Consider the following 19,385-nt stretch of genomic DNA (forward strand, 5'->3'; position numbering starts at 1 on the left):
ATCATTGATTGAAAAAAAATTGGTTACCATTTAAACCTTGTTACATTATTTACTAAAAGGAAGTAATTTCCAAAAACAAAACCCACGTTATGAGAAAGTTAGTATACCTATTTATTTTTCTTGTTTCATTCTCAGCTTGTCAAGGCGACAATTCTACAAGTGAATCGCAACAAACGGTAACACCAATTGTACAGGATAAAACCGTTGAAACAAAAAAGCTGAAACAAGAAAAGGCCATTGAAAAGCCATTTGAAAATCTGGATGTTCCATTCAAAAAATTCAACTACAGCAATAGAAATGGTTCAACCATTAACCTTCCTTCAGGAACACAAATAAAAATTCCTAAAAAAGCATTTGTTGACAAGGATGGAAATGATGTTGCTGAAGGCATTGAAATTGAGTATAGAGAATTTCATGATATATCTGACATCATGTTAAGCGGTATAAAGATGAACACACCTGATGGGGATTTTGAGTCTGCAGGAATGTTTGAAATCAGGGCTAAAAAAGATGGTGAAGAACTCAATTTAAAGGAAGGTAAAACCATTGATATGGAAATGGCTTCATACAAATCAGGGAACTATAACAATTACTATCTCAACGATAAAACTTATGAATGGGAAGACCTGGGACAAAGTACAACCGCTCCTAATTCAAGAAAATCTGAAAAACTTGAAGCGTTAAGAGAACAGGAACAAGCCATGGAAGAAGTTTGTATTACTGCACCCAGAGAATATCAAGAGGGAGACCAAATTTTTGACCTTGATTTTGGATTTAACAACTATCACCAATTAGGATTTTTTAATGGCGCCATGTGGGTTGTTGCCGGAGACGAAGAAGAGAAAAAGAGATTCAGAAATGATCCGAAAAACTATCAGGAAATAGATGTAGTAGCCATTGATACTATGTGTAATCACTTTGCCATGAGCATGTGGAATCATACAGATTTACAAGAAGGGGGAAAAGGCAAAACCAACTTTATTGTTCAACCTGTTTGGAAAGGAAAAGAATACAAAAGGGTAAAAGACAATTATCAGGCAGACATCACAGCTTACAATAAAAAGGCAAATGACATTATTGTCAGTAGAGAAATAGCAGAAGGTGAAGCAGACTTAGTTAGAAAATTTCAGTTAAGAGGAATGGGCATCTTTAATTGTGACAGATTATTAGATTTTATAAAGCTAGCCACTGTAGGATTAGTGATTTCTTGTAAAGAGAAGATCAAAAGCTGGTGGTACATAACCAGAAACAAAACTGTAGCGGTTAAATATTATGATCCAACTGTCGCTGAATTCAAATTTGACCTGGAATTTGACAATCAAATAGTAGCAGCCTTGCCTGGAAACAAATTAGGGTATATCACCAACGAGCAAATTTTGGAAGCATACAATAATGCTAAAGAAAAAGACGGCGAACCGCAAATGGAAATAGAAATGCAGATTCACGAAGAGCCTGCCGCAGACAGAAATCAATTCAGAAACCATATATCTAGATTCTAATGAAAAAGCATTTATCTATCATATTGATCTGTTTGACTTCTGTTTCATTTGCACAACTAGAATGGTTAAATAAACCGTCTTTTGTTGTAGACTCTGCAGGATATTGGGCCAAACATGATCCAAACGGTACAAGAACATCAGCATGGATCAAAGCTGATTTAATTGAGAACAGTATTATTGAAAAATATCACCGCTTTAAAAAGGGAAATTCATGGGGATTGGCAGATGAAAATTTCAAAGTGGTTGTTCCGGCTCGCAATAAAAACATTTATGCAGTAAATCAAAATATTTTTATGGAGTCTTACGGTTCCCTATCGATATTAAACAATGTCCTGGACACCATTAAATTCATTGACAAAATAAAACGCATTGAATTTGATAGAAATGTAAGAGGAGACTGGAACAGATATCAAAAAGGTTCAGGCAACTTTAGTAAGAGAATGATTATTTCCACTTATGAAGGAACAGGTGTTATGGACAATAATCTTGAATGGATTGTTAAACCTAATTATGACAATGCCTTTTTTTATAATGGATTAATATTCTTGCGAAAAGGAGATCAGTTTGGCTTTATTGACCAAAATGAAAAAATCATTGATGCAGAATATAACAGCATTGCTTGGTTTAATGAATATGTATTGGAGTTAGAGCAGAAATCTGGCAAAACTAAATACATCACAACAAAAGGTGAGGTTTTTCCACAGTCAGATTCAGTACTGGTTTATGATCAGCAATATCACATGTATAAGATCTATCAAAACGGTAAAGGTGAATTATACAACTCAAAAGCAGAGAAAGTATTGAGTTATAAAGGTGATGACATTTTTGCAATTGGCTATATCAGAAATAACTCTTATGCTACCAACATTAGAGGAAAAACATCTAAAAACCCTGTTGTTTTTGCAGTGAACAGAAATGATAAAATAGGCGCATTAGATAGCAACGGAAACACAGTTATCCAGGCAAAATTTGATCATTTACAAGTAAGTGGTGAACATCTTATTGCCATGGAAAACGGAAGATTCGGAGTAATAGACCTCAAAGGAAACTACATCATAGAACCTACCTACACTTATATTGAAGGCAACGGTGAGTACTTTAAATTATATAAGGGAACTAAAAAAGGGTTTGCCAATACCAAGGGTGAAGTGGTACTTCCGGTAGAATTTAATTTTGTATCCTACACCAATTCAGGTTTTCATACCAAAATGACAAACTCAGGAGAAGGGTTTTATGATTATGAAGGAAATGTCATTTTAGAAAACATCTATGATTATTCATCATGGACCAGCAATGGATTAAAGTTTTATAAAAATGACAAGGTCTGCTATGTAAGTGATCAAAAATTAATGACTCCGCTTGATTGTGATCAGATTGATGTCACTAACAATAAAATGAAATTCTATCATCATGGCAATATCTACATCTGCAATTTTGATGAAAACGGTATAATCGACACAACTGTTTATCCGCGTAAGCAAACATTGAGAATAGGAAGAGAAGGCGGTGTAAATAAGATTAGATTAGGAGGTAATGTCAATCATTTGTTTTGGGATCAGGTATCAAGCAAAATTGGTTCTATCAATAAGTACAGTGCCAACTTTTCAATTGAACCGCAGTACAGCAGTGTATTTTCTAATGGTCACACTGAGTATGTGAAAAAGCAGCATTATGAGTCACTTCAATCAGTAAATGGCTTTATGGAGATCAAGGAATCAATGCAAATATTTGCTCCAAATAGTGGAGCTGTATCACATGACATGCTCTCTTACTCATCTGAAAGAAATACCTCAACCTGGAGTGATAGTTATTACAACGCTTCCATAAATATGGACAGAGAGAATGAGTTTTACTATCAAAATGCCTTACATACAGAAACCGCTCCGTTTATTATGAGAAGATATGGAGTTGGGACAGCTGTATTAACTGAAGGAAACTTAAACACATCAGAAGGTCAGCCTTTGATCAGATTCAGAGAATATTTTGAGGATTTAAACTTTGGATGCAATTTTAAAATCACTAATAAATTTCAGTTTGACAGACTGGCCACCAATGAAATCATTTATGTGCAAGACCCAAAATGGAAATCTGTAATTTTTCCGGATGTTGGACACCGTTCACCAATAGTTTATAACAACTGTTCTCATTATGAAGAGGTAGATTATGATGTTTTGGTTGTTGCTGATAGATATAAAGGGTATTTCATTTATGACGGTGAAGGAGAAAACATTTTAAAAACAAAAGCGGGTCAGGTAATTGTAGATAAAAGAGATGGTTTTACTTATTTTTTAGTTCAGGAAATGCGAGATGATTTAGGCGGAAGCACACAACTGAGCTGGACAATTTATAATAAATACGGACGCGTTTTAAAAGAGTCTTATGAAGCGGTAGAAGTTCTTCAGTATGGTGTTTTCAAGGTGAAAAAAGATGGTAAATACTATATTGTCAATGACAAAGAAAATGTAATGTATCAGTATGGTGACACTAACATTGAAGCATCTAACAGATAGCGTTTAATTGGGCAAGAATTATATTTTTGCTCCTTATGAAAAAAGCGTCCATCAATGACTTAGATAAGGTAGTGAATATTCTCACGCAGTCGTTTATGGAAAATCCCAGTGTGCTCAACGCAGTTAAACCGGGAAAAAATATCGAAAAAAGAGTTCGTGAACTGGCTATTTACGCCGTTAAAACCGGATTATTAAGAGAAGGTGTTTACCTTTCAGATGATGATACCACCGCAGCCGTTTGTTACCATTACAACATTCGCAAAGAAGGGCTAAAAGACTACTTCAATCAAATCAGATTGGTTGCAAAGTCAATTGGAATATTAAGAGTACCAGGCATGCTTAAAAAGGAAGGATATCTGAAAAAGATCAGGCCTTCACATGACAATTTTCTGTACTTCTGGTTCCTGGGAACTTCAAAAGAAGGAATAGGAAAAGGTGGAGCTCAAGAAATTGCAAAAGGAATAGAGCAATTATCTATAGAAAAACAATTGCCAATCTATCTGGAAACTTCAGTTCCTAAAAACAAAAGAGTGTATGAAAGATTTGGCTTTGAAACCTACCACGAATGGAAAGGCTTAGATGACAAAGCGCTATACTTTATGCGTAAAAATGTTTCTTAACTCAAAGGAGGTAAGATGTTCATCTTGTCTGCAAAATGATGACAGTAGTCTCTTAAATCTTCAGTGATATTGTGTTCACCGGTTGCTCTTTCAAAAGTGTCCGCCATTGTCAATAAAGTTTGATGAAAAAATTGTTTCATCTCATCAACAGTCATGTCCTTGGTCCATAAATCTATACGCATGGTGTTTTGATCATTCTCATCCCACAAAGCCAATACCATTGCTTTTGCTTTTGCTTCATCTACTCCCCCATCTTCTGCACTCCATTGAATGGTTTCAGGAACATTATTCTCGTTTGTTTCAACTTCTATTTTAATCTGCGACTTCTTACTCATTGTCTGGTTTATATGTTTTTAAAATAACTGTTTCATTGTCTTGCAATAACAAATCAGCAACACTTACTTCTTCGTTTTTCTCCATGTATTGCTTCACCATTTGCCAACCCATAAATTGACCTATTCTTCCGGGCGAACCTTCTATTCCAACTGTAGTTGGAGCCTCTTCAAAAAATCTCAATAATAATTTCATATCCGTACTGTACACCCAATTCATATCCAGAATATACAACCAAATATCATCCTCACTTGCCAAGGACCAATCATACTCCGCTTCTGTATATCTGATTTTTAAATGATCAGGTAAATTAGGCAACATAGCATCAATGGCGTATCTTAACTTACCGTAATAAACCATTTGCGATAAAAATGTCTCCCCTTTGTTTTCTCCCATCACATTTGTGATCAACCAACTGTGAGCAATATCTACCATCAAATACTCACTTTTCATTTTGTCCTTTACATAAACCGGAAAACCAACTTGTTGAATAATTCTGTTTTCTGGCCCTAAATACATCTCTAATCCAACACCAATTTTATTAGGAGTAGAAACAACACCATAGTTAAAGGCTGAGTTATATGTGATCAACTTCTCAGGCAACAAAGCTTTTGGCAAGTGATACTTTAAGTGCTTAAACATGTCGACAATTTGATCCTCTTCTTCTGAAAAATCGCCAAACTCCGTTCTGATATCCTGATAAGCCATTTTCATTGTTGTATCAGTAATAAAATAATACAAGTAAGTTCCTACCGAATCATCATAAGGAGAACCTGCTCTTAACACATCAAAAACATAAAACTCATAAAGTTCTTGTCCTTTTTCAACTAACTGTTTATTGGCTGCATCCATCTCTGATACTGACTTACAGTTGAACATCTCATCTTCAAAGTGTTCAAATTGCATTTCAAATTCAACATCTGATACATCCACGTCCAACCTATCAGACGAACAGGCCGTTATGAAAAATATTAATATTATTAGAAGGTTTTTGCGACTAAGCATTCCTGATATTTTACTATTATTGTGTGTACAAACTTAAACAACAAATTATGAAAAAGTTACTTTCACTTTTGTTAATCGGTGGTATTTCGCTTACTTCCAATGCTCAAGACAAAAAATTTCAAATAGGATTAGTTACCGGAGGTGTGGTAACATGGGTTAAAACTCAAACTTCAGAGATAGAAAGAAATGGAATTGGTGGTGGTTTTACCGTTGGATTAGGAGGTAACTACTTGTTCAATAAGAATGTTGGATTGGCATCAGGTGTTCAATTTGACATTGAAAATTTCAAAATTAATTATGGTGACGCCGTTACAGGAACAACTCCTTCAGGAAATGTTTTTTACGGATTTGATGATACCGACATTAAAAAATACGACAAGAACTCAAATATGATTGAAGATCTAACAGATACTTCAAATGTTTTAGAGTTGATGACTAGAAAATTTCGTGCTAAATATGTGACAGTTCCTATTTTCTTAAAGTTTCAAACTGATAAAATTGGACAGTTTATTTACTACGGTAAATTTGGTTTAAGATCATCTTTCCTTGCAGGAGTAAGAATGGATGATGAAGGATACGCAGCTGCGTATGATCCAGGAACAGATCAGTTTGTTAGAACATCTGCTTCAACTAACACATTAAACACCAACATGAAACCGGTTACTGTTTTAAAAGGATTAACGCCTGTTAGGTTAGGAATTGGGATTTATGGTGGAGCTGAATGGAACTTTACTGGAAGCACATATTTATATTTTGAAGCTGGATTCAATTATGGTGTAACACCTTCAATGCAAATTGAATCAAGTCATCTTGTTAATCAAGTTGATGATGGTGCAGGAACGGTAACCAGAGAAGCTTTAGATATTCAAAACAACCCTCAACACTTATTAGAATTTAACGTTGGGATCTTGTTTTAATGAACAATCCACTTGTAATTGAACATATAGTCAAATGGCTTAAAGACTATGCTGTTGGAGCTAGAAGCCAGGGCTTTGTTATTGGAATAAGTGGCGGAATTGATTCTGCTGTTACCTCTACACTTTGTGCAAAAACAGGATTAAAAGTGATTTGTCTTGAAATGGGAATTCACCAAAATCCAGCAGAAGTAAACAGAGGAATGGAGCACATTGAATGGTTAGAAAATAACTTTTCCAATGTTACTCATCAAAGAATCAACCTAACAAAAACATTTGAAGCCTTGCGTGATGTATTAGATGATCAATCTAAATACCATGATCTTTCAATGGCCAATACCAGAGCTAGAATAAGAATGACAACTTTATATGCCGTAGCTCAGGCAAATGGATGTTTAGTGGCAGGAACCGGTAATAAAGTAGAAGATTTTGGTGTTGGATTTTATACCAAGTACGGTGATGGTGGAGTTGACTTAAGTCCGATTGCTGATTTATACAAAACTGAAGTTTACGCATTGGCCAAAGAAATGGGTGTAGTTGAATCAATTCAAAAGGCCAAACCAACTGACGGTTTATGGAAAGATGAGCGCACAGACGAAGGCCAATTAGGAGCTACTTACCCTGAATTGGAGTGGGCCATGGAGTATAAAGGAGATGGATCTGATTTAACTGACAGACAAAAAGAAGTTCTTAAAATATTTGACTCTTTTCACATGGCAAACAAGCACAAAATGGTGCCAATTCCCGTTTGTCTGATTCCTGACAATTTGAAATAATTAATAATTCTTTAATTATTAAATCCAGAGATATCAGCCTTTTCAAACAAGGCTTAATATTCTCTTATTGCAAATTAAATTTCTAGTTAAAAGAAAATTTACCTGAGTTTATTTCTGCTTAAATTTCATAATATATGATTTAAAAAATGATATTCTTTTCATGACAAATCCGTAATCGATTTAGGGAAGAGGCAGATGTAATTTTGTGGCATAAATCACAATCTAAAAAAGTCTCTAACATGAAAAGAGTTTTATTCTCATTGTCCCTATTGTTTGCAGGGTTATCAGCAAACGCTCAACTTGGATTCAACCCTCATATTAATTGGGTAGAGGAAGTTGATACTGTTTACGTGCCTTCTTCAATTATCAAGAAGCAAGTAATTTTTATTGGTGGTGTAGACGAAGTTCAAACCACATCTACTTATGGAAATGCTGCAGGATCATTCCCTGCTAAACAATGGCATGACTTTATTGGCTTTACTGCTGACGCTGGATCTTCAGATTTAGGGTGGTTATCTGTAAATCACGAAATGATTTTGGCTGACGATCACATTGGTGATGGTGGAGGAATGACTGTATTTAAAATTAAAAGAGATGCTAATACAGATACAATCATTGTTGTTGAACAAACTTTAACGGACGGAAGAACAGGTTACTTTTTCAATGTTGACTTTGTTAACCACGTTGGAGAAACAGGAATGAACTGTGGAGGAATCCAATCAGAAGCTGATGGAAGAATTTGGACAGCCGAAGAATGGTGGCAATCTTCAAATGCAGGAATGCACGATTCAGGAAATGGTTTAACTGATACTTCAGATTTTACAATATCTTCTGACATCACAGTTGCAAATGGACAAACTGTTCAAAAATTTCAAAATTTCAACTACATGGTTGAAATTGATCCAAAAGAAGCAGTAGCTATTAGAAAACAATACAACTGGGGTAGACAACCATTTGAAGGTGGAGTTGTAATGCCTGACAACAAAACAGTTTACTTAGGAGCTGATGATACTCCGGGTATGTTTACAAAATTCGTTGCAGACAATGCAGGAGATTTCACTTCAGGAACTACTTATTTCTACAAAGCTGATGCTCCTGGAAAATGGGTAGAAATTGACAACACTGTTTGGGATAACATGTTAAACTTTAAAGATACAGCTATTGCTTACGGAGCAACAATGTTTAACAGATTGGAATGGGTAGCTTATAACCCACATGACGGAAACGTATATTTCACTGAAACTGGTCGTGATAACCCGGCATCAAAATGGAATGACGAATTAGCTGATGGTGGAGTATTTGCTCAACACCATATTGATAGAGCAAACAACATGTTTGCTTCAGGACCGGATGATGCTGATTATGTAGATTATTACGGAAGAATCTTGAAATTAGACGTTACTACTAATGAAATCACATCATTTTTTGAAGGTGGACCAAATTATGGTGGAGACGTACCTTCTGCTGCATATCCTGAAACTCACTTATCAAACCCTGATGGTTTAGGATTCATTACAATTGGTGATATAACTTATATGTTAATTTGCGAAGATTTGAATGGAACTTCTAACGGTAGAATGCCACAAGGAGTATCTAACAAAACTTGCGAATTATTTATGTTGGACATGACTATCAGTGATCCTTCATTTGAAGATTTAATTAGAATTGCTGAAGTACCAACCGGAGCTGAAATTACCGGAGTAAAAGGAACACCTGATGGAAAAACTATCTTCTTTAACTCACAGCATCCAAATGCAGCCAATCCTTATCCTTACAACAACTCTTGTACAATTGCCTTAACAGGATTTGACGGAGGATTTACTTCAACACCTGAAATTGATTACACAACTGAAGAGTTGAAATTATATCCTAACCCAACTGCAGATTTTGTTTACATGAATAAAAAGACTGATGTTGGTATTTACGATATCAATGGAGACTTAATCAAAGTTTACCGAAACGTAGATAAAATTCACGTTGCAAACTTACCTGCCGGAATTTACTTGGTACAAACTGCCGAGGGACAAACTAAAAAATTGATCAAACAATAAATTGTCTTACAACCCTAATTTACCCGCCCTTTTTCCAAGGGCGGGTTTTTCAATTTAAATACCAATTAAAAATGAAAAACCTTTTCCTTTTGTTCGTTATAGTTATTTCATGTAATGCCAAGGCTAAAAACAATAACTCAACAACCGTTGAAATAAAAAAAATATTCAGCACGCATTATGATCAATTACTAATTGAATTAGATCTGCTAAAATCGATAGTGCAAACAGAGAATTTTCAGGTGGAAAAGGTGAAATCTCAGTTTTTCAAAACGCGAATTGCCTATAAAAATACTGAAGCACTTTTTGAATACTTTGATCGTCAATTTGTGAAAGATCACATCAACGGAGCTCCACTTCCATCTTTAGAGAGAAAAGCAACCAGTATTGAAAGTATTATTGAACCTACAGGATTTCAAACATTGGAGGAAGCTATTGTTGAAAATGATCGTGAAGCAATCGTTCATTTGGTGGATAGACTTCATCATCATGGACATGAATTTAAACAATATATCCAGCCCATCAATTTAACAGACAGAATGGTATTTGAGGCCATGCGTGAAGAACTTGTTAGAATTACCGCTTTAGGCATTACAGGCTTTGACACTCCTAGCAGTGAAAATACCATCAATGAAAACAAAACTGCCTGGAAATCAATCTCAGAACTGCTTGAAGTTTATTATCCCTACATACCTTCTGATACACAAAATGAATACAACACCATCTTTAAAAATGGAAACCAACATTTTGAGAACGCAAACTTTGACAATTTTGACAGATTCGCTTTCATTGCAAATTGTTTAGACCCTGTATATGGTAAATTATTGGAGACGCAAAAACAACTTTACATTGAAACAAAAGACTTAGTATATGACAATGAATTCAGTGTTAATTACTTATCTAAAAGCATTTTTGATACAGATTTCCTAAACTACAAATACTACTCTTCCTATTCAAATTCAGGGAACGAAAAACAACGTCAGGAATTAGGCAAGATTTTATTCTTTGATCCTATTTTATCCCAAAATAATGAAAGAGCTTGTGCATCTTGTCATGATCCTAAAATGGCTTTCACTGATGGAGCTAAAAAATCTATGGCATTTGATGGTGAAGGTACAGTTGATAGAAATGCACCTACACTTATCAATTCAGTTTTCAATACGCGATTTTTTTGGGATGCCCGAGCATCAACTCCAGAAGAACAAGCTGAACATGTAATCTTTAGTCCAAAAGAATTCAATACAAATTATCAAGAGATTGCTGACAAAATAATGTCTAGCGAAGAATACATTCAATTGTTCAATGAAGCGTATCCCAACATTAAAAAAGTAAACAAATACACTATAGTTGCAAGTCTGGCTGCATATGTTCAATCATTAAAATCATTTGATTCAGCTTTTGATAAAATGATGCGCTTGGAAAAAGTAGAAAATCAAGCCGAAATTGTAGCGGGTTTTAATCTTTTCTCAGGAAAAGCAGCCTGCGCAACTTGTCATTTCATTCCAACATTTGCGGGCAATGTACCTCCATTATATGTAGACACAGAGACTGAAGTAGTGGGAATTCCAACTTCCAATATTAAATCAAAAGCTGAATTGGATAATGACATGGGAAGATACAACAATGGACGACCTAGAGAAAGAGCGTACTTTAACAAATTCTCATTCAAAACACCCACCTTACGAAACATAGCTGTTACAGGACCTTACATGCACAATGGCGTATTTGAAACGCTAGAAGAAGTGGTAGATTTTTATGATGTTGGTGGTGGACATGGATGGGGAATAGCTCCTGAAAACACTACTCTACCCTCAGATTCACTCAACTTAAGCAAAGAAGAAAAGACAGCATTGATAGTTTTCATGCAATCACTAACAGATTTTGAATCATTTTTAGAAATTCCTGAAAGTCTGCCAAAATCATCTAATGCTGAATTGAATAAAAGACCTATAGGAGGAGCTTATTAATTTTCTACTTTAGTAAAATGCTCAAGCTGTTAACACTAGCTATTTTACTTGGTCTGATCTCAAAAACTTCCTATTCACAATATGAATTAAAGCCTTATTGTGATATATATGTTTCTTTAAATGGAACTGATTATGACCCCGATATTCCTTTTGCCCCAAATAAAAAAAAGGCAGATCCTTTTATCGTGATTAAAAGAAATGGAGAAGTTTTTGTTCAATCAAGCGTAGATGAAAATTCTACTACTTTTTATTTCAAATTTCAAGATTCCACTTTCAATGAAACGGATACAATCAGTTTCATTTTGTATGATGACGACATGGTATTCAACGATCATATATTAACCTTTTCATTGATATGGGGAGAGTTTTTGAAGGAAAGCAAATTCGAATATGTAACAAGTTATAAAAATGAAGTAGCTAGGCTTAAAAAAATCTATCCTGTCACTGTAATGTTGAAATCCGTGAATTTTGATCCGACCAAGGAATTTGTTGACAAAAAAATACTTCGGAAAATTAAAAAACATGGAATCTATTGGACCATAAATAGAAATATTAATGGTGAAATAGTAAAGTTCGAAAAACTGACAACTTACAAATGGAATTGTGAAGGACTACCAACAATTCAAAAATATCCGCACAAAAGCATCAACTTTGATGTATACTACAAACCCGACAAATACTGGTCAAAATTCAAAATCCCATACAACGAGATGTCTTTGTATAAAACCGAACACACTATAAAAACCAAAATTGGAACCTTTACGGTGAATTTGGAAATAATTAAAGGAAACAAATAACGGTTCGTGATACATTTCTTACCATTCCCAAATTGAATACTGTTGTTCGTGAAACGGGGCTTTCTTAACAATTTAATTTCATTAGTTTTTGGTAATTTGGTCGGATGCGTTTCTGGGTATTTATCATATCGTTACTTCCCTATTATCTAATTGGTCAACAGCCCAGTCATTATCGCATTGGAGAAGATCAATTTTCAGGAATTGATATATATGATCTGTATCAAGATAAGAATGACTACATATGGATAAGCTCAAATGATGGTTTGTACAGTTATGATGGCTATCAATTCACAAAGTTTGCGAATACGCAAATGAAGAATCGTTCGCTATTCAATATAGTTGAGGACAAAAACGGAGCAATATATTGTAATAACTTATATGGTCAAATTTTCAAAGTAGTTGAGGATTCTTTAAAATTAATTTACACTGTTCCAGATTCCCTCAAATATGAGAATGTATATTACAATATTGATGATCAGAACAATATTGTTTTTGCTTCAAATGGTGTCTATCGTGTAGAAAATAATGAACCTGTATTTTTAAAATCAAACAACAAATTTGCCTGTCACATACCAAAATCATCTGATGGGGAACTTGCCATTTACAGTGGTCATGACCAGAAGATTTATTATTTAAAAAATGGAGAAATAAGGCTCAAACCGCAATCTGAAATTCCTCTTGAAAGCATTTTCAACTCTTTATACATATACCTTGATATAAAATATGGAAATGAATATTTTCATGAACACCGCTCTACCAACTTATTCAGATTCCAAAATAACCAATGGGAACAAATAATTAACGAAGAAGAAAATACCGAATACAATACTTTAAAATGGATTTTTTTAAAAAATTGTATTCTAAGAGCAAGTTTCAATGGTGGAGCTAATGCATTTGACTTGAACGGAAATCCATTGTTTGATGGGAATTTAATATTTCCAAATTTTCAATTGTCTTGTGGCTTTGTTGATAGAGAAGGAAATATTTGGTTAGGTACACTTGGTAAAGGAATGATTATAGTTCCAAACTTAAACATCATTGATTTTAAAAACCACCCTTTATTGAGAGATGATGATTTGCTTAGTATTACCTCAGATGAAAATGGCAACATTTACGTAGGTGGCTTCAGTGGAAATGTATATCAATTTAAGGAAAACCAAGTTCAAACTTTGGTAACTAACAATTTTAGAGTAGAATTTCTCCAATACGTCAATGCCAATGATCATCTTTTACTTGGTCAAAATAAGTATGACCTATCCAAAGATGAAATTGTAAGCAACCGAATCTCAAGTGTAAAAGGATGTGCCCAAATTGGCCCGACAGAATTCTTGATGGCAACAAATGTTAATCTTAAGTATTTAAGTATTGCTTCAAACCCCTTTTTAAATGCAGAAATAAGCCAATTTAAAAATTTAGGCCAGGACCCTAGTAAATTATATGAATTTAATCTTGGTAGATGTACTACTGTTGCTTATGACAAGGATAAAAATGAAATTTGGGCAGGCACAAGTAGTGGCGTCAAGCTGATAAAAACAGACACAATAATTTCTATTAACAAAAATGAAGAACCTATTGCAGCCATCAATATAGAATTAAGCGATAAACAAGTTTGGATAGCCACCCCAAATAACGGGATATTGATTTTTGAAAATTACCGGGTAGTAGATGAGTTGAATGATAAGAATGGATTACTTTCAAATGAGATAATTACCATGAAGAAAAATGATGATCTGATGCTTATTGCAACAAAAAAGGGTCTGGTCATTAGGAATTTAAAGAATCATGAGACAAGTTACATGACAATAATGCAAGGATTAAATTCCAATAGAATTCTTGATCTGGAATTGGTGGGAGATAAATTATGGTTGATAAATGGAGAGACAATTCAAATAATTGGTTTAAAAGACATTTTAAACAACAACACTAAACCACAGATTGAAATAAGATCTATTAAGGTGAATGATGAGGAAATTGATCCGTCAAAAAGTGAATTTGACTACAACGAAGATCAGTTTGAATTTCATTTTGTATCTATTGCTTTTAGACATAGAGGCACTATGACTTATCAATATCGATTAGAAGGTGTAGATGAAAATTGGCAAACCACGAACTATCTAAACAACTCAATTAGATATACTTCAATTCCTCCGGGAGAGTACGCTTTTACAGTTAAATCTGTAAACACGGATGGGATATCTTCCAATCCGGTTGAATACAAGTTTAAAATTGCTGCTCCTTTTTGGTCAACCTGGTGGTTTTATAGCTTATGTATTATAGGAGTAATATTAATCATTGCAGGATACTTTCTTATAAGATTGTCAATTGTAAAAAAACGTCTGCAACTGGAAAAGCAGTTAAAAGCATCAGAAGTAACAGCTATAAAAGCACAAATGAATCCGCACTTTGTATTTAACGCCCTAAACTCAGTGCAGGATTTAATTATGCAAAATGACATCCGAGAATCAAATATTTACTTAGGTAAGTTTGCAGATCTGATGCGCAAAACTTTGGATTATTCAGGAAAGGATAAAATTTCATTAAGAGAAGAGATTAATCTTTTAAAACTTTACTTAGACCTTGAAAAGCTGAGGTTTGGTGAAGATTTTATATTTGAATTATCTGAAAATTTAGGTCAAAATGATGCGGACGAAATTATGATCCCTCCAATGTTACTGCAACCGTATATTGAAAATGCAATAAAACATGGTCTTTTACACAAAGAGGGAGATAAAAGATTATCTATTAATTTCTCAGTAAACAACTCGCATCTAATTTGTGTAATCACAGATAACGGAATTGGAAGAAAAAAATCATCCGAAATTAAAGATCGTCAATCTTACGTACACAATTCTTTTGCTTCAGAGGCTATTCAAAAAAGGTTGGATTTAGTCAATACATTTGAAGATCAAAAAATCACTTTAGAAATTTCTGACATTGATACAGAAGGTACGGGAACTAAAGTAGTTGTGAAATTCCCAATATAATTTAAGAAGTAGCAAATACAGTTCATGAACTCAAGTCTGCAGTTCATGGATTTGGTATTGTAATAATCTTTCTAGCGATTCAAATTTGTCTCAGAATTAATTATCCCTCCGGGTTTTAAAACATTTTAAATCTGGAGCTATCAATCGAAAAAAGAAACTAATTATGAACAAGTTAATATTATCAGCAGGACTAATATTGAGTACACTTAGTCTAAAAGCACAGGAAACACTTTATTACTTCGCAAAACCGGTAAATGTTTGTGACAATGGACAAATAACTGGTCTTTCAAAAAAAATAACATTAAAAAGAGATGGTGGAAATGCAACCATTCAATTAACAAGCATTGATTGCAATAAATCTATCGAAACAATGAGTCTTGGGAAAGTAGAGGGAAAAGGAGATGCCTTTTTTTCCAAAAAAGACAAACAGGGAGTTATTGTTGAAAATGAAACGTTATACTATGTTGTTGAAAAAGATGGAAAGTACAACATTGTTGTAGGTGCGCATACAGATAAAAAAACAGCAAAAACTATTGATGCAAGTGCAGGTCAAAGCACATATGAAGCTTCTCTGAACAAATTCTCAAGCATGATAGGCTCTAAGGAGAGTGAGGCTGCAAATGCAGCTAAAATGGCTAAAGTTGTAGCTTTAAACGACGCTAAATACTCCGATAAATATGGTGTTTCTGGAATGTATTTTTTCTCTGATCTAATTGGATACGGAAAATCTACTTCAGGTTCAAGAGGAGGACCTAAAGATTATGAGCACTATGCAAAAGGAGCCAATTTAGAATTTAAGGAATCTGATAACGAAAAATACAAGTCAACTCTATTTGTTCATTACGGAGATGGTAAAAAAATTGAAGGTTATATGAATAACACCAATGAAGTAAGAGAAGGTAAAATGACCGTTATGGATGCCAATTTTGAATTCGGTCAAACTGAATTACCTTTCAGATACGCTACAATGATAGAGAAGGATCTATTTTTAATTAGAGCAGAAGGATATGACTATTATGCTCAAGAAGGTTCTGGTCTCGATTGTTCTCAAATTGTTAGCTGGAAAGATGGAAAAACTAATGTTTTCTTAATGGGAAAAAACAAACAAAGAATTGATGAACTAAAAAATGATCCCGATCAATTGATAAAAGTGATTCAAGAATCCATCACTAAAAGTTGCAATGCTAGAAGAAATGCTGAAAAACAAGCTTTACCTAGACAAGGAATGGTAAGCAGTTCTATTAAATCAAAAGCTACACAAGCTGCTAAAGATTTGGCTGCTCAATACAAATGGAAAAGTAGAATTGTACAGTATTGTTATATCACAGGTAAAGAGTGGAGTACTTTGAGAAATAGAAATACAGGAGTTATTACCGGAAGAGAAATTGCCGGAGTAATGGTAACTAAAACTCCTGATGGATTATGCGAATTCTCAAATATCATAATTGGACAGAGATACGACGGATCTAACTACGGGAACACTTATATCGGCGGAGCTACAGGAATTAGAATCCCTACTGATTGTTCAGGTTCAACAAAGTATAAGTAATCTAATCGAGAAATTTCTCAAAGTATTTAACCTTGAACTTACTGATTAAACCCTAGGAAAAGAGGAGGTTGTTATTTTTAACGCCTCCTTTTTTTGAACTAGTTTAAATTCATACCAACTGAAAATTTATTATTCTTTCTTGTTTTAATAAATGTCCATTTTTAAATAACTTTAATCCATGTCTAAAATCAAGGCGATCATCATTGACGACGAAGAGCGAGCGAGACGCGTATTAAAAAATATGCTGAACGAATTCTGCAAAGATGTGGAGGTTATTGATTCTTCCTCCAATGTTCCGGATGGTGTTTTAGCCATCAATAATCTTAAGCCTGATGTCGTTTTTTTAGATATTGAAATGCCTAATTACTCTGGATTTGAATTGCTAGGATTTTTCAGAGATGTGGATTTTGAGATTGTTTTTGTTACAGCTTACAGCCAATATGCCATTCAGGCTTTTGAAGTGTCGGCGGTAGATTATTTATTGAAACCTGTTCAGGTAGAGCAATTAGAAAATGCCATTCAAAAAGTAAAAGACAAAATCAACATTTCCAGCATGCAGGATAGGCTGGACACATTGAAGGTTAACTTATCAGGAAGCCAAATTCAAAAAATAGCTGTTCCCGTTTCTGATGGATTGGTATTTGTAAAAACAGAAGACATTTCACACATCAATGCAGATGGTTCCTATTCTAAAATATATCTGGCAGATGGAACCGATATGCTGGTTAGTAAAAAATTAAAGTATTTTGAGGAAATGCTAGAAGGAAAAGGCAACTTTTACCGCGTTCACAGGTCACACCTGGTAAATCTTTCTTTCGTCAGAAAATACAATCGTCATCAAGGACAAGTAGAATTGGAAAACGATCACAAAGTAAATGTATCCAGAGAAGGTAAATCAGCTTTTGAAGATACCTTGGCAGAATTTCATGGTTAATTCCCCTCAGGAGCCAATCTTAAAACAATTCCATCAATCTCATCATTGATGTGAATTTGGCATCCTAATCTTGAATTGTCTTTTACAAAAAAGGCTTCATCCAACATATCCAACTCAGCATCTGATTGCTCCGGTAATTCGTGATCTGATTCCAAATAGCATTGACAAGTAGCACACATGGCCATTCCACCGCATCTACCCTCAACAGGTAGTTCATATGATTTACATACTTCCATTACGTTCATATTCATGTCGGTTGGAGCCTCTAAATCATGGGTTACTCCTTCGCGATCAATAATATGGATGGTTATCATGTTATCTGCCATATTTTTATAAAATTGAGTAATTAATTAAACATACAAATCGCAGTATTTTACTTGATACTAAAATACTCACTACTTGATACTCTTTACATACTACTCATGAATTATTCAAATCCGTTTACACCATTAACGGTGGTATACTTTAATACGTTCTTTTTGTCCGGATGGATTCTTGCAAATGCAGATTGAACCGCAATTGTACCTTCATGAAATCCACACAAAATCAACTTTAATTTTCCTTCGTATTGGTTGATATCACCAATAGCATAAATACCTTCACGGTTGGTAGAATAATCTCTGGTATCAACCTTAATAGCATTCTTTTCAATTTCCAATCCCCAATCTGCAATTGGTCCTAACTCTGGCTTTAATCCAAACAAAGGCACAAAGTGATCTGTGTCTTTCCAAATCTCAGAACCGTCATTGTGTTTAATCTGAACTGAATCCAATGTTCCGTTACCTTTTAAACCAATAACTTCTGCTTCAGTAATCAGGTTAATTTTTCCTTGATCAGCTAAATCCATTACTTTTTGAACTGAGTCTAAATGTCCTCTGAAAGAAGATCTTCTATGAACCAATGAAAGTTCTGAAGCAATGTTATTTTCAATTAAATAAATCGACCAGTCTAAAGCAGAATCACCTCCTCCGGCAACTACTACTTTTTTACCCTGGTACATTTCCGGATCACGAATTATGTACTCAACACCTTTATCTTCAAAATTTTCAAGATTTTCAACAGGTGGCTTTCTAGGTTGAAACACTCCTAAACCTCCGGCAATCATTACAACCGGCGCCTTGTGCTCTGTCCCTTTATTTGTAGTAACAATAAATTGATTGTCACTTGTTTCTTCAATTGACATAGCTGATTCACCAAGTGTGAAGCCAGGCTTAAACGGAGCAGCTTGTTCCATCAATCTATCAATTAAATCCCCAGCCAAAACTTCAGGATATCCCGGAATATCGTAAATAGGTTTTTTAGGATAAATTTCTGCCAATTGCCCTCCTGCCTGTGGCAACGAGTCAATCAAATGACATTTTAATTTAACCAATCCTGCTTCAAATACAGTAAACAATCCCACGGGTCCTGCCCCTATTATAATTATATCAGTTTCAATCATTGCTTTAT

General features: G+C 34.4%; 15 protein-coding genes. 11 read left to right on the forward strand and 4 right to left on the reverse strand.

The window, feature by feature from the left end; translation table 11 throughout:
- Positions 1–89 precede the first annotated feature (89 nt).
- From K6119_RS08220 to K6119_RS08230, 3 genes are read left to right on the forward strand one after another with little or no spacing between them, the layout of a single operon-like run.
- Positions 90–1,499 (forward strand): hypothetical protein, encoded by a 1,410-nt coding sequence (locus tag K6119_RS08220; protein WP_221838034.1) that lies wholly within the window; start codon positions 90–92, stop codon positions 1,497–1,499.
- Positions 1,499–4,009 carry a WG repeat-containing protein gene (locus K6119_RS08225; RefSeq protein ID WP_221838037.1) on the forward strand — a complete coding sequence of 837 codons (2,511 nt, stop codon included), beginning with the start codon at positions 1,499–1,501 and terminating at the stop codon, positions 4,007–4,009. Before K6119_RS08220 ends, K6119_RS08225 begins: the two co-directional genes overlap by 1 nt.
- Positions 4,010–4,044: 35 nt before the next feature.
- The gene (locus K6119_RS08230) at positions 4,045–4,629 is read left to right on the forward strand and encodes an N-acetyltransferase (RefSeq protein ID WP_221838039.1); all 585 of its coding nucleotides are present in this window, start codon (positions 4,045–4,047) and stop codon (positions 4,627–4,629) included.
- Here K6119_RS08230 and gldC read toward each other — a convergent pair.
- Both gldC and gldB read right to left on the reverse strand, forming a co-directional pair.
- On the reverse strand, positions 4,626–4,964 hold the full coding sequence (gldC, locus tag K6119_RS08235) for a gliding motility protein GldC (RefSeq protein WP_221838040.1): 339 nt from the start codon (positions 4,962–4,964) through the stop codon (positions 4,626–4,628). The genes K6119_RS08230 and gldC overlap by 4 nt on opposite strands.
- Positions 4,957–5,967 (reverse strand): gliding motility lipoprotein GldB, encoded by a 1,011-nt coding sequence (gene gldB, locus K6119_RS08240; RefSeq protein ID WP_221838042.1) that lies wholly within the window; start codon positions 5,965–5,967, stop codon positions 4,957–4,959. The genes gldC and gldB overlap by 8 nt, the downstream gene beginning before the upstream one ends.
- 47 nt (positions 5,968–6,014) lie before the next feature.
- Here gldB and K6119_RS08245 point away from each other — a divergent pair, with 47 nt between their 5' ends.
- The 8 genes from K6119_RS08245 to K6119_RS08280 all read left to right on the forward strand — a co-directional run bounded on the left by K6119_RS08245 (position 6,015) and on the right by K6119_RS08280 (position 17,936).
- Positions 6,015–6,884 (forward strand): outer membrane beta-barrel protein, encoded by an 870-nt coding sequence (locus K6119_RS08245; RefSeq protein ID WP_221838044.1) that lies wholly within the window; start codon positions 6,015–6,017, stop codon positions 6,882–6,884.
- Positions 6,884–7,657: an NAD(+) synthase gene (nadE, locus tag K6119_RS08250; protein WP_221838046.1), complete on the forward strand. Its 774-nt coding sequence runs from the start codon at positions 6,884–6,886 to the stop codon at positions 7,655–7,657. Before K6119_RS08245 ends, nadE begins: the two co-directional genes overlap by 1 nt.
- A gap of 239 nt (positions 7,658–7,896) precedes the next feature.
- Positions 7,897–9,708: an alkaline phosphatase PhoX gene (locus K6119_RS08255; protein ID WP_221838049.1), complete on the forward strand. Its 1,812-nt coding sequence runs from the start codon at positions 7,897–7,899 to the stop codon at positions 9,706–9,708.
- Between the two features lie 71 nt (positions 9,709–9,779).
- The gene (locus K6119_RS08260) at positions 9,780–11,672 is read left to right on the forward strand and encodes a cytochrome-c peroxidase (protein WP_221838052.1); all 1,893 of its coding nucleotides are present in this window, start codon (positions 9,780–9,782) and stop codon (positions 11,670–11,672) included.
- 17 nt (positions 11,673–11,689) lie between these two features.
- A complete protein-coding gene (locus K6119_RS08265; RefSeq protein WP_221838082.1) occupies positions 11,690–12,469 on the forward strand; it encodes a hypothetical protein in 780 nt (259 codons plus the stop codon).
- A 104-nt stretch (positions 12,470–12,573) separates the two neighbouring features.
- Positions 12,574–15,453, forward strand: a complete 2,880-nt coding sequence (locus tag K6119_RS08270; RefSeq protein ID WP_221838094.1) for a sensor histidine kinase — start codon at positions 12,574–12,576, stop codon at positions 15,451–15,453.
- A gap of 163 nt (positions 15,454–15,616) precedes the next feature.
- Positions 15,617–17,002, forward strand: coding sequence for a hypothetical protein (locus tag K6119_RS08275; protein ID WP_221838098.1), 1,386 nt, complete (start codon positions 15,617–15,619; stop codon positions 17,000–17,002).
- Between the two features lie 178 nt (positions 17,003–17,180).
- Entirely contained in the window at positions 17,181–17,936 is a 756-nt protein-coding gene (locus K6119_RS08280; protein WP_221838101.1) for a LytR/AlgR family response regulator transcription factor, read from the forward strand.
- On the opposite strand, the gene K6119_RS08285 is transcribed toward K6119_RS08280, so the two are convergent.
- Both K6119_RS08285 and K6119_RS08290 read right to left on the reverse strand, forming a co-directional pair.
- Positions 17,933–18,262: a 2Fe-2S iron-sulfur cluster-binding protein gene (locus K6119_RS08285; protein ID WP_221838104.1), complete on the reverse strand. Its 330-nt coding sequence runs from the start codon at positions 18,260–18,262 to the stop codon at positions 17,933–17,935. The two genes, K6119_RS08280 and K6119_RS08285, sit on opposite strands and share 4 nt — an antisense overlap.
- A 101-nt stretch (positions 18,263–18,363) precedes the next feature.
- Positions 18,364–19,377 (reverse strand): NAD(P)/FAD-dependent oxidoreductase, encoded by a 1,014-nt coding sequence (locus K6119_RS08290; RefSeq protein ID WP_221838107.1) that lies wholly within the window; start codon positions 19,375–19,377, stop codon positions 18,364–18,366.
- Positions 19,378–19,385 lie beyond the last annotated feature (8 nt).

This window comes from Paracrocinitomix mangrovi, from assembly GCF_019740355.2.
Lineage (GTDB): Bacteria > Bacteroidota > Bacteroidia > Flavobacteriales_D > Crocinitomicaceae > Paracrocinitomix > Paracrocinitomix mangrovi.

Excerpts from the sequence above, each read along its gene's own strand:
- K6119_RS08270 (WP_221838094.1), top strand. The coding sequence starts at position 12,574 with ATGCGTTTCTGGGTATTTATCATATCGTTACTTCCCTATTATCTAATT.
- K6119_RS08230 (WP_221838039.1), top strand. The coding sequence starts at position 4,045 with ATGAAAAAAGCGTCCATCAATGACTTAGATAAGGTAGTGAATATTCTC.
- K6119_RS08245 (WP_221838044.1), top strand. The coding sequence starts at position 6,015 with ATGAAAAAGTTACTTTCACTTTTGTTAATCGGTGGTATTTCGCTTACT.
- K6119_RS08220 (WP_221838034.1), top strand. The coding sequence starts at position 90 with ATGAGAAAGTTAGTATACCTATTTATTTTTCTTGTTTCATTCTCAGCT.
- nadE (WP_221838046.1), top strand. The coding sequence starts at position 6,884 with ATGAACAATCCACTTGTAATTGAACATATAGTCAAATGGCTTAAAGAC.
- K6119_RS08285 (WP_221838104.1), bottom strand. The coding sequence starts at position 18,262 with ATGGCAGATAACATGATAACCATCCATATTATTGATCGCGAAGGAGTA.
- K6119_RS08290 (WP_221838107.1), bottom strand. The coding sequence starts at position 19,377 with ATGATTGAAACTGATATAATTATAATAGGGGCAGGACCCGTGGGATTG.
- K6119_RS08260 (WP_221838052.1), top strand. The coding sequence starts at position 9,780 with ATGAAAAACCTTTTCCTTTTGTTCGTTATAGTTATTTCATGTAATGCC.
- gldB (WP_221838042.1), bottom strand. The coding sequence starts at position 5,967 with ATGCTTAGTCGCAAAAACCTTCTAATAATATTAATATTTTTCATAACG.
- K6119_RS08275 (WP_221838098.1), top strand. The coding sequence starts at position 15,617 with ATGAACAAGTTAATATTATCAGCAGGACTAATATTGAGTACACTTAGT.
- gldC (WP_221838040.1), bottom strand. The coding sequence starts at position 4,964 with ATGAGTAAGAAGTCGCAGATTAAAATAGAAGTTGAAACAAACGAGAAT.
- K6119_RS08280 (WP_221838101.1), top strand. The coding sequence starts at position 17,181 with ATGTCTAAAATCAAGGCGATCATCATTGACGACGAAGAGCGAGCGAGA.
- K6119_RS08255 (WP_221838049.1), top strand. The coding sequence starts at position 7,897 with ATGAAAAGAGTTTTATTCTCATTGTCCCTATTGTTTGCAGGGTTATCA.
- K6119_RS08225 (WP_221838037.1), top strand. The coding sequence starts at position 1,499 with ATGAAAAAGCATTTATCTATCATATTGATCTGTTTGACTTCTGTTTCA.
- K6119_RS08265 (WP_221838082.1), top strand. The coding sequence starts at position 11,690 with ATGCTCAAGCTGTTAACACTAGCTATTTTACTTGGTCTGATCTCAAAA.